The organism is Actinoplanes sp. NPDC051633, from assembly GCF_040681735.1.
In the GTDB taxonomy this organism is placed as follows: domain Bacteria; phylum Actinomycetota; class Actinomycetes; order Mycobacteriales; family Micromonosporaceae; genus Actinoplanes.
Window position 1 is genome coordinate 1 of sequence record NZ_JBFAZH010000139.1, and the last position, 10,844, is coordinate 10,844.

At 68.8% G+C, this 10,844-nt stretch carries 8 protein-coding genes and 1 pseudogene; 2 read left to right on the forward strand and 7 right to left on the reverse strand.

Annotation, left to right across the window (positions count from 1 at the left end; genetic code table 11):
* Positions 1 to 207 (reverse strand): hypothetical protein (locus AB0M20_RS11095; RefSeq protein ID WP_364296857.1); only part of this gene is annotated, 207 nt, incomplete at its 3' end.
* Positions 208 to 2,782: 2,575 nt separating this feature from the next.
* Here AB0M20_RS11095 and AB0M20_RS11100 point away from each other — a divergent pair.
* On the forward strand, positions 2,783 to 3,679 hold the full coding sequence (locus AB0M20_RS11100; protein WP_364296855.1) for a hypothetical protein: 897 nt from the start codon (positions 2,783 to 2,785) through the stop codon (positions 3,677 to 3,679).
* Between the two features lie 733 nt (positions 3,680 to 4,412).
* Here the strand turns inward: AB0M20_RS11100 and AB0M20_RS11105 are convergent.
* The gene (locus AB0M20_RS11105) at positions 4,413 to 5,432 is read right to left on the reverse strand and encodes a D-alanine--D-alanine ligase (protein WP_364296843.1); all 1,020 of its coding nucleotides are present in this window, start codon (positions 5,430 to 5,432) and stop codon (positions 4,413 to 4,415) included.
* Positions 5,429 to 6,724 carry a PLP-dependent aminotransferase family protein gene (locus AB0M20_RS11110; RefSeq protein WP_364296845.1) on the reverse strand — a complete coding sequence of 432 codons (1,296 nt, stop codon included), beginning with the start codon at positions 6,722 to 6,724 and terminating at the stop codon, positions 5,429 to 5,431. The genes AB0M20_RS11105 and AB0M20_RS11110 overlap by 4 nt, the downstream gene beginning before the upstream one ends.
* A 177-nt stretch (positions 6,725 to 6,901) precedes the next feature.
* On the opposite strand from AB0M20_RS11110, the gene AB0M20_RS11115 reads away from it, so the two are divergent.
* On the forward strand, positions 6,902 to 7,567 hold the full coding sequence (locus AB0M20_RS11115) for a GNAT family N-acetyltransferase (RefSeq protein WP_364296847.1): 666 nt from the start codon (positions 6,902 to 6,904) through the stop codon (positions 7,565 to 7,567).
* 24 nt (positions 7,568 to 7,591) lie between these two features.
* Here AB0M20_RS11115 and AB0M20_RS11120 read toward each other — a convergent pair whose 3' ends face one another.
* From AB0M20_RS11120 to AB0M20_RS11135, 4 genes and pseudogenes are all read right to left on the reverse strand, one after another.
* On the reverse strand, positions 7,592 to 8,755 hold the full coding sequence (locus AB0M20_RS11120) for an N-acetylmuramoyl-L-alanine amidase (RefSeq protein ID WP_364296849.1): 1,164 nt from the start codon (positions 8,753 to 8,755) through the stop codon (positions 7,592 to 7,594).
* Between the two features lie 160 nt (positions 8,756 to 8,915).
* Positions 8,916 to 9,236: a thioredoxin gene (gene trxA, locus AB0M20_RS11125; protein ID WP_364296851.1), complete on the reverse strand. Its 321-nt coding sequence runs from the start codon at positions 9,234 to 9,236 to the stop codon at positions 8,916 to 8,918.
* A 33-nt stretch (positions 9,237 to 9,269) separates the two neighbouring features.
* Positions 9,270 to 10,229, reverse strand: a complete 960-nt coding sequence (trxB, locus tag AB0M20_RS11130) for a thioredoxin-disulfide reductase (RefSeq protein WP_364296853.1) — start codon at positions 10,227 to 10,229, stop codon at positions 9,270 to 9,272.
* Positions 10,230 to 10,361: 132 nt separating this feature from the next.
* Positions 10,362 to 10,844, reverse strand: a pseudogene (locus AB0M20_RS11135) (hypothetical protein); the annotation flags it as partial.

The window sequence follows — 10,844 nt, forward strand, 5'->3', positions numbered from 1 at the left end:
CTCGACCAGCGTGGCGTCGTCCAGGCGGTCGCCGACCACCTCGTCCGGGTCCTCCCGGTTGACCGCGGCGCGGGCGGCCGCGAGCGAACGTGCCCGGCGGTGCAGCGCCACCAGGTCACGCGGGCCGATCCGCCAGCGGGCGCCGGTGAGCAGGTGCAGCAGCACTTGCATGTCGGCACGCCTGTCACTGGCGAGTCTGTCGGTCATCACTCGACCTCCGATTCGGCGGGCGCGGGTTTGCGCCGGCGCTGCTCCGCAGGTCCCATGTGGATGCCGCTGTTGCCGGACCACTTGGAGAAGCGGATGCCCAGTCGCCTGCCGGGCCACGTCGGAGCGGAACTTGACGCTCGCCAAGATCGGCGTGTGCCTCCGGATAGTGCAGGCTCGCCCGCCAGGTGAGTTGTCCGCGGAGGCAACTGAAGGGAGTCAAGATCCTTTGCAGCGGCGGATTCGACTTGGCGTTGAGTGGGGTGGCTAGAAGGGCGGGACGCTGCCGAGAGTGACAGCGCACCGAGGCGTTCTTAGCTCGAGCGAGTCGGTGCGAGTGCTGCCGTCGTCGACGCAAGGAGCTGGATCCCGCGACGAACCCATCCGCCTCGACGACCCGGTGCAGCTCCTGCGGCGGCGGCCGAATGTGACATCGATTCTCTGACCGGTCGGACGCCTCGGGCCTAAAGCCGCTTCGGTTAGCGGGCGACCGGGTGCCTGATCGTCGGCCCGGTCGTCGGCCACGTCGCGGCGCCAGTCGTCCGGACCGGCTTCGTCCCGGCGCCAGCCGATCGCCCCGGCGCCGTTGATCCGGCCCGACGGCTCGTCGTGGTCGCGCCGCCGCCGGCCAACGTCACGGCTGCCCCGGCCGGGTTCGTCGCGCCACTCTCCTGGCATGCCGTCCGTGCCCGGCCGGCCGCGCCACCCCGGCCCGCCGGGTTCGCCGCGCCAGTCGTCCGCGGTGGCCGCGCCGCGCCGGCCTCCCGGCAGGTCCTCCGTGCCCCGGCCGTCCGCGCCACCCGGGCCCGCCCGGCTCGCCGCGCCGGCAGGCTCTTGTTAGCCGGCGGTCGGCAGCGGATTGGGCCGCCTGGCTGTCGCGGCTATGCACGTCGTCGTGGTCCTGGCTCACTCGTCGCAGCACCTGAAGTCTTGTAGCCTTTGGGCCGATCTGCGGGTCACGGAACCAGCGCGTCGGTCACGACGCTGCTTCCTTCCGCCCCGGCTTCAAAGCCCAACAGCGTCTACTCGCGACGACATCGCCTGCGCTTGCCCTCCTTCACCTTGCTCCAGCTTGCCGCCGTTGCGGGCGGCTCTCTCGGTCGCCATGCTGGCGCTCGCGCAGGCACGCGCAGGTTGTGAACTCCCAGCGGCCGGCGAACCGGGCGGTGGCCATGCCGACCGTCCCGACAGCGCTAGCTCACCGGCAAAAGCCGATATGCCCTTACCGGCCACACCCTGCGACAGGCGATGGGAACTTCGCCGCCGAGCGGACCGACCCAGCCGATCGCCGGGTGCGGCGGTGGGGCGGTGCGATGACGCGGACTCGCTCAATCTGGTGATCTGCCTGACTGTTGCGGCCGGTGTCGACTGTCGGATGCGCCGCCTCTGATGCTGATCGTGACGGTGACTCTGTGCTGGTCGAGCGTAGGTCAGATGGTTCATGAGGTGATCGCGACTGAGTGCGCCCGCACCAACGTCGGCGAGTGGGCGCCGTCGACTTGGTGGCTGCGGTTGGCTGTCGGCCTGCTTGGCCGGTCGCGATGACGTGGGTGGCGCCGGGGAAGACCGCGCCGTCGAGCGTGGCTGGCTGTCGGCTTCTCGGTCGGCTGTCGCCAACATCAGATACAGGGTGGATCAGGCCTGCAGCAACGACCGTGTTATTTGGTTGCCTGTCGGACAGTGCGAGGGCTGTGGGGTCTCGGGCTCGTTTGCTGATCAAGTGACTACAAGCCGCGTCTGGCCACGCCGTGGCTCCGGTTGATCGACGTGCCGCGGACTCAATCGTTGTCGTTTTAGTTCTCGGCGCGCGTTCGTGACACCTTGGTTCGAGCGGCGGGTGCGATGTCGCCGGGCAGATCGAGCACGGCCTCAACGACGCCGGGCAAGACCGGCCGGCTCATCGCTGCCCATCTCGTCGCTCTGCATCTCGACCTCGAGGCCGACCGGCTCGACGCGCTGCCCGACGTCGGCGCCGCTGTCGTCCTGGACTCGTCGTCCGTCCTGGACTCGTCGTCGGCTGGAGTCTCAGAAGTGTCAGCCACGATTGGCCCGTCTCGATCGATTAGGTTCGGCACGTGGCCCGCTGTCCGTTCTCTCTACGCGGAGGATGAAACGGTGCTCGCGAGCTGAACGTGAATCCGGCTCAACCGGCGAGCCCGCAGACGGCTGCTTTGCCAGGACGGCGCCCTGGGAGAGCTAGCCAAGCGGATCGATCTCCGGCCTGGCCGGCCATCGGGGAACGACGTTATCCACAGGGTGTGTGTTGGACTGTTGACGAAGCGCGTTGCACTGTTTCACGTGAAACCCGATGGGCCTGAGCACGGTGTGTTCGCTCGTGTATCCACAGGGCGGTCATGCGTTCTACGTCGCGTTTCACGTGAAACCGGCGGGCCTGTGGATAACTTTTGTGGATAACTTTTGGGATGTCGCTGGGCCCGCGGATAGTGATCAACTTCGACGTCCGCCGTGGCCTTGCGGGTGCCGAGGCTGACCGTCGAACGTCCGCAAAATTGTGTCGGGACAGTGCGCCCTGGCCTGCACTAAGGTCAGCTTCGTGCCCCACAACGCAGCCCCTCTGCCGGACTTCACCCGCTGGCCCTCGTTCCCCTTCGAGGGCGATCTGCGCGTCAAGGACCTAGCCCCACCGGTTGCCGTAGAGCCTCCGCGCAGCGGTGAGGATGCGGCTGAATGCGTCGCTTGCAACACCTCCGACGATGCATACATCTGGTTCAGCGAGCGTTGGCGGGTGCGCGCGATGGACCGGCCGACGGGCCTCCCCATGGTTCTGATTCTCGAATGCCGCTCGCATCTCGACCTCGGCGATCTCCCCAACATGCTCGCTGCGGAACTCGGAGTCATGACGGTTCGGCTCGAACGGGCGATCCGCTCGCTCGACGGAGTGGCTCGAGTTCACGTCAATCGGTGGGGTGACGGCTCGGCTCATCTGCACATGTGGTTCCTGGCGCGGCCCTATGGGCGGCTGCAGCTTCGCGGAACCTTCCTGTCGTTGTGGGACGACATCCTCCCCACCATCTCCGAGCAGCAGTGGCGCGAGAACATGGCGCTCGTGGCCGCATGGCTCGCGGAGTTCGGCGGCCAGGCCAACGCAGAGCCGGCGCACATCCAGTGGGAATCGCCCTCGACTTTCGCCGTTTCGCCGACTGCCGAAACTTCGGATACAACCCCCAACAAGGCATCGGTCGCACCTGAACAAGAGCCACCGGCCGGCAGCGGACAATCTGTCGCCGCCGACGCGACTGCTGCCCCGTCGGTATTCGGCGCTCACGGCGGTGTCGCCGAGGGTGCAAGCGACTATGCCGACGCCAAGGACGAGATATCAAAGCCGGACAACGCAAGTGACGCGGCCAACCCCAAGAGCCCGAGCGGCGATGTCCCCCGCGCAACAGGTTCCGCATCCGTGCCCCGCCAACCGGCCGGCGATGCCGCCGACTCCCGGATCACCGCACTGTAAAGACAGGCTGGAGGCGGACGATCACATCCCACGTCTTCCGCCTGCCAGAGGTTGGTCCTCGCCCGAGCGGCTCGGGGAAACTGGGTGCCGGTGGATTCGCGGTGGCCGCCGAGCAGCAGCTGACTTCGCCGAGAAGTTGACCCGCTTTGCGCAGGCCGTTGGCGACTACCGGTGCGGGGCGATAACGACCGTGGAGCGGTGGCCAGTCCGTCTACGAGCGATTGGAAGCCATCACTACTGAAAGATCGTCGATCCGCGATGGTCAGCGCGCCGCCGTCCGAGCGGCCACTGGCTGAACATCTCGTGGGTCTTGACCAGCGGGATCGAGGGCCAGCTGGTGGGCCGCGCCGGCTCGGCGTCGGGGGTCGACCAGGCAGAAGATCGTTGAGCAGCTTCGACGGCTGCGATCCTGGCCACGGCGATCTCAGCGCTAGGTGCGTGCACACCGGCGATGTGAGCGGCGGCGTGGCGCGTCTCATCTCGCCGGCGCAAACTCGCCACCGGGTCGGATACCTAACAATTCCCAGGGCGTTGAGGGCATCGTCCGACACCAGCACGATCTCATCCACCAAGGCGTTGGCGTCCGAGGTTTCCTGCACGCTCTCGAGGATGCGAACCGCCTTGCGGGTGCAGGCGATCGGGTGGGGTCCGCGTCCGGGACGGGCGACGGCGACGGGCGACGGGCGACGGGCGACGGGCGACGGGCGACGGGCGACGGGCGACGGGCGACGAGCTAAGACTGGTCGCGGGTTGTTGCCCTCACCACCAGCGTGGTCAGGATTTCGCCGAAGTCGAGGCCCGCCGCCTGCACTGCGAGCGGCAGCAGCGACGTCTCCGTCATGCCAGGAGAGACGTTCACGCCCAGTACGTGCGCCTCCCCCACCTCGTCCACGATCAGGTCCACCCTCGACAAGTCACGCAAGCCCAACGCCTTGTGCGCGGCCAGCGCCGTCTCCGCCACCCGCGATGACGCCCCCGGCTCCAACCGCGCCGGAGTGTGCCACGTCGTCAACCCCGCCGTGTAACGCGCCGCATAGTCGTAGACGCCATTGCGCGGGACGATCTCCACCGCCGGCAGAGCCTGCGGTCCGCCGCCCAGGTCGACGACTGACACGGCCACCCCGGTGCCGGAAACGAAGCGCTCCACCAACGCCGTCGAGTCGTACCCGAAACAACCCACCATCGCGGCCGGCAGCTCGGACGCTTCCCGAACCACCGCCGCGCCGAGTCCTGACCCGCCCTGCGCCGGCTTCACCATCAGCGGCATGCCGAGCTTCGACGCGATCCGATCCAGCACCGCGACCGCGCCCAACTCCGAGAAACGGTCATGCGGCAGCGCAACCCAATTGGGCGTCGGGATGCCCGCCTCGCGCAGCATCGACTTCGCCGACGGCTTGTCCCAGGCCAGGCGCGCAGCACGGGCGTCACAACCCACGTACGGGATGCCGCACAGGTCGAGCACCCCCCGCAGCGAGCCGTCCTCCCCCGTCGCCCCGTGCAGTGCAAGAACCACGGCATCCGGCGGGTCGCCCTCGAGCGACGGCAGTAGAGACGCGTCGGCATCCCTCATGTCGGCGGAGATGCCGGCCCCCCGCAACGCGTCGAGCACCCGGCGTCCGGACCGCAGCGACACATCGCGCTCATACGAGAGGCCGCCGGCGAGCACCAGCACGTGGAGATCGGCGCGCCCGCGCGATGTTTCACGTGAAACACCTTCGGCGGAGCGGGCGGGCGCACCCGGGTCGGTCGTCATGCCAGATCCGGACCAGGAGCGTCGGCAGCCGCCGAACCACGACGACGGCGCGGCTCGGCCACGGCTCCGAAGACCGCCCTCATCGCCAACTCCTGCTCCATGACCCCCGCGAGGCGGCGCACGCCCTCCCGCAACCGATCGGGCGCCGAGAACGAGAAGTTCAACCGCATGTTCGTCGTCCCCGTCCCGTCCGCGTAGAAGCCCGTGCCCGGCACGTACGCCACCCGCGCCGCGATCGCTCTCGGCATCATCGCCTTGGAGTCCAAGCCCTCGGGCAGGGTCGCCCACACGAAGAGCCCACCCGCAGGGTTGGTCCACGTCGTCCCGCCCGGCATCAGATCATCGAGCGCCGACAGCAGCGCATCGCGCCGCTCCCGGTACACCTCGCGGTAGACCTTGATCTGCTCCCGCCACGGCATCGTCGACAGGTACTGCGTCACGGCGCCCTGCGCGAACGCGCTCGGACACAGGATCGACGCCTCGCTGGCCATGACGAGCTTCTCGCGTACCGCATGGGGTGCCAGCACCCAACCCACCCGCAGCCCTGGCGCGAAGGTCTTGGAGAACGTGCTCAGGTAGAAGACGCCCTCGCGACGCCGCGCGCGCAGCGGCCGCGGCGCGTCACCCTCGAAGCTCAACATGCCGTACGGGTCGTCCTCGACCACCAACAGCCCGTGCCGCGAGCAGATGTCGAGCACCTCTTCGCGCCGGGCCTCCGACAGCGTGACGCCGGCCGGGTTCTGATAGGTCGGGATCGTGTAGAGGAACTTGGCGCGCCCTCCGCAATCGGCGAGCGCCTGCGACAGAGCGGCGGGAATCAGACCCTCTGCGTCCATTGCCACGTGCCGCACCTGTGCCTGGGCGGCCTGGAACACGCCGAGTGCGCCGACGTAGGTCGGCCCCTCGGCGAGCACCACGTCACCCGGGTCCAGGAAGACCCGTGCGATCAGATCGAGCGCCTGCTGACCGCCGACCGTCACCACCACGTCATCCGGCGAAGCGCCCTCGATGCCGGAGAGCGACATCACCTCGCAGATGCGTTCGCGCAGCTCGACCGTGCCCTGCCCGATGCCATACTGGAGGCTCGTCGCGCCATGGTCGCTGGCGAGGCGGCCGAGCATCTCACCGACCGCGTCCAGCGGCAGCGCGGCGATGTACGGCGACCCGCCGGCGAGCGAGACCACCTCGGGCCGGCTCGCGACGGAGAACAGCGCGCGGATCTCGGAAGTCGTCATCCCCCGGACCCGCCGCGAATAGCGATCGGTGTAGTCGTCCTGTGTCGTGCCGGACATGGCTGATCACTCCTTCAACGATTGAGCACAGGGCTCCCATGCTAATCACGGGCATCACTCATAAGCCTGGTCATATAGGTCCGATCAAGGAGTGGGAAGCGTAGGATTCCGACCGGGGCGCGGACCGGCATGTGACGAAACCGTGCGCCGTCGTCCGGGGAACGAAGGGGTCCGTTCATGTCGCGACGCCTGGTCAGCCTGACCCTCGACACGCTCGAGGATCTGCCGCGACCGTGCCGGCAATGCGTCTACTGGGAGCTCGACCCGGTGTCTGCCGAGCGCGCCTGCGCTTCCGGCGACCCCGGCCTCGAAAAGGAGGCGTGGGTCTCGCAGACGCTGCTCGAGTGGGGTTCCTGCGGCAAGCTCGCCTACGTCGACGGGATGCCGGCCGGGTTCGTGATGTTCGCGCCGCCGGCCTACGTTCCGCGTTCGATGGCCTTCCCCACCAGCCCGGTCAGCGCCGACGCAGCTCTGCTGATGACAGCGCACGTCGTGGCTGCCTTCGCCGGTGGCGGGCTCGGCCGGATGCTCGTCCAGGGCGTCGCGCGCGACCTCACCAAGCGGGGGGTCAAGGCGATCGAGGCCTTCGGCGACGCGAAGTTCGGCGAGGCGAACGAGGGCGAGGAGGGCTGCGTCGCGCCGGTCGATTTCTTCCTCTCGGTGGGATTCAAGACGGTACGCCCGCATCCGCGCTTCCCACGTCTGCGCCTCGAGCTGCGCACCGCGCTCTCGTGGAAGTCCGACGTCGAGTACGCGCTGGAGAAGCTCCTCGGCTCGATGAGCCCGGACACGCTGCTGCGCCCGGTCCGCCCGGCGGCCGCGACGCGCGACTCGCTGACCTGACGTTCCGAGGGATTCTGCGGGCGCTCAGCCGCGGCGAGCGGCGATCGCCATCCGCAGCTGGCGGACGTCGATCGAGCCGGTCGGCACGTCGTTCTCGACCGGGTAGTACATCCGCTGCACCGCGGCCAGGATCGCCTCCACGATCTGCTCGCGGAACATCGGGTTGACCAGCCTGTCCCGATCCTTCGGCGACGTCAGGTACCCGAGATCCACGCGGACCGCCGGCATCCGCGTCAGCCGCAGCAGCTCCCACGTCTTGGCGTGGATCCGGCAGTTGCCCATCCCGGTCCGCACCACGATCTCGCGCTGCACCAGGTTCGCGAGGCGCTCGCCCACGGTCGAGGTCAGGCCGTTGCCCGTGCCGTAGTGATAGGTCGCAACCCCGTCGGCGTCCGGGTTCTGGTTCTCGTCCAGGTGCAGCGAGATCAGCAGGTCGGCGCCCAGCCCGTTCGCCAGCTCGGCGCGCTGGGCGCCGGTCATCGACTGCGCCGGCGCCGGGCCGCGGGTCAGATGCACCCGCATGCCGGCCGCCGCCAGCCTGCCCTCGAGCCGGGTGGCCACGTCGTACACCAGGTCGGCCTCGGTCCAGCGCAGCGGACCGTCGGGGACCACCACGCCGAGCTCGTCACCGCCGCCGTGGCCGGGGTCGATCACGATCGTCTTGCCGATCAGGTTGGGGCCGGACTGGCGGAACGCCTCGGCCTCGCGCAGCCACTGCGGGCGGCCGCCGACGACCTTGCGGCCGAGCCGGCGCAGCGCCTTCAACGTCTGCGGGCCGCAGGAGCCGTCCGGTGTCAGGCCGACCTCACGCTGGAACTGGGCCACCGCCCGCGCCGTCCGAGCGCCGTAGATGCCGTCGGCGCGGCCGCTGTCGAAGCCCATCTCGAGTAGGCGCTCCTGCAGAGCGTGGACGTCCTCGCCGACGAGCGCGGCCGGGATCGAGTGAAAGAGGGTACGTGCGCCGAGCTTCCACCGGGCGCCGTCGAGCGCCTGCCACGTCTCAGTGCCGACGATGCCGTCCACGCCGATGCCGCGGCTCTGCTGGAACGCCCGCACGGCCCGCTCGGCGTCCTCGTCGAAGGTGTCCGGCGACGCGCCGGCCGAAGGAACCAGCAGCTCGAGCTCGACCAGGATCGAACGGATCTCCGCTACGGCAGGTCCGGTCTCTCCACGGCGGATGGCACGCACACGCGGCTCCTCTGGATCGGAAGGGGGCGGACAGTGACGGGAGGTTATCGGCAGCCGCTCCGGAGCGTACTACCCAACTTCCGCTGTTTCGGATCGCGGCAGACCCACCGAAAAGGACACCCCGCGGAGGAGATCTCGCGGGGTGTCCTGTTGTCTCAGGTCAGAGAGCCGACTCGATCAGATTGATCAAGGCGCCCTTGGGCTTCGCGCCGGCGACCGAGTTGACCGCCTCGCCGTCCTTGAACATCGTCAGCGTCGGCACCGACATCACGCGGTAGGCCCGAGCGGTCTCCGGGTTCTCGTCGATGTTGACCTTGACGATCTCGACCTTGTCGCCCATCTCGTTGGCGATCTCGGCGAGCAGCGGCTCGACCTTGCGGCACGGCGCGCACCACTCTGCCCAGAAATCGACCAGCACCGGCTTGTCCGATTTCAACACGTCAACTTCGAATGTCGCGTCGGTGACCGCTTTGGCTCCCACGTGCAGACCTCCTGAAACTACGACTCGATGAACTCAGAGCTCGATAAAGGATGCGATGAAGCGCTCGGCGTCCAGCGCGGCCGCACAGCCGGTGCCCGACGCGGTGATGGCCTGCCGATAGGTGTGGTCGACCAGGTCGCCGGCCGCGAACACGCCGGGGATGTTGGTGCGAGTGCTCGGGGCGTCGACCTTCACGTACCCCTCGTCGTCCATCTCGATCTGACCCTTGAACAGCTCACTGCGCGGGTCGTGACCGATCGCGACGAACACGCCGGTGACGTCGAGGACCTTCGTCTCACCCGAGACGACGTCGCGGATCCGCGCGCCGACGACCTTGCCGTCGTCGCCCAGGATCTCCTCGACCACCGAGTTCCACTCGACCTTGATCTTCGGGTTGTTCAGCGCCCGAGCGGCCATCACCTTGCTGGCCCGGAACGAGTCGCGGCGGTGCACGATCGTCACGTTCTCGGCGAAGCGGGTGAGGAACGTCGCCTCCTCCATCGCCGAGTCGCCGCCGCCGACCACGACGATGTTCTGCCCGCGGAAGAAGAAGCCGTCACAGGTCGCACACGACGAGACGCCGTGGCCGAGGAGCTCCTGCTCACCCGGCACGCCGAGCGGACGCCACGCGGACCCGGTGGAGAGGATCACGGCACGGGCGAAGTACTCGGTCTCGCCCACGTACACCGTCTTGAGACCCTCGGCGCCCGGCTCGGTCGGCCGCTCGCCCAGCTCGACGCGGGTGACGTCGTCGGTCAGGAACTCCGCGCCGAACCGCTCGGCCTGCTTGCGCAAGTTGTCCATGAGCTCGGGACCCATGATGCCGTCGGGGAAGCCCGGGAAGTTCTCCACCTCGGTGGTCGTCATCAGCGCACCACCGGACTGCACACCCTCGATGACCAGTGGCTTCAGGTTGGCCCGAGCCGCGTAGAGCGCCGCGGTGTAACCGGAAGGACCTGAGCCGATGATGATCAGGTTCCGGATCTCGTCCACTGCCGACTCCTCAAGTCTGTCTACGCCAGGGAAAGACCCTGACGGTCCGCACCCTAGAACCACGGTAAGAGACGCGCCATTCCCGCGGACACCAGGCGGTGGCCGGGGTCACGAGGTGGGAAATCCGGGTCCTCAGCCTACCCGTACGGCCTTGCGGACCTGAGCGCCGCGACCGGACGCGCCGCAATCCGGACCGGTCGCCCAGGCCCAGTCGGTGCCGCCCGCCGAGAAGCGGACGATCAGGGCGGCGGCGCCGGCGTAGGAGGCGTAGTCGACGGACTGCACGGCGATCGGACCGGCCGCGTTCTGCTGGGCGATCGCCTCGAGGCAGGCCAGCAGCGCGGACTGCTCACGTAGCCGGACCAGCGGGGCCGGGATGCGGCCGAGGTCCTGCAGCGATTTCTGGTCCGCCGTCCCCTCTGCCCGGCCTGTGCTGCCCGAATCTTTCTCGGCCGCGGTCTTCGGGGCGTCCACGCCGGATTTCAGCTGCTCCTCGGTGTAATTCACCCCCGACACCGTGATCTGCCCGCCGGGAGGCGCGGCGGCCAGGGCCGACTCGGGAGCCATCATCGGCGCCGCGGCGGAATCCGCGGCGCCGCAGGCGGCCGAGAGACC

What these genes read in the sequence shown, in the direction of transcription:
- AB0M20_RS11105 (WP_364296843.1), bottom strand. Translation starts at nt 5,432, where the DNA reads ATGACGACCGACCCGGGTGCGCCCGCCCGCTCCGCCGAAGGTGTTTCA.
- AB0M20_RS11110 (WP_364296845.1), bottom strand. Translation starts at nt 6,724, where the DNA reads ATGTCCGGCACGACACAGGACGACTACACCGATCGCTATTCGCGGCGG.
- AB0M20_RS11115 (WP_364296847.1), top strand. Translation starts at nt 6,902, where the DNA reads ATGTCGCGACGCCTGGTCAGCCTGACCCTCGACACGCTCGAGGATCTG.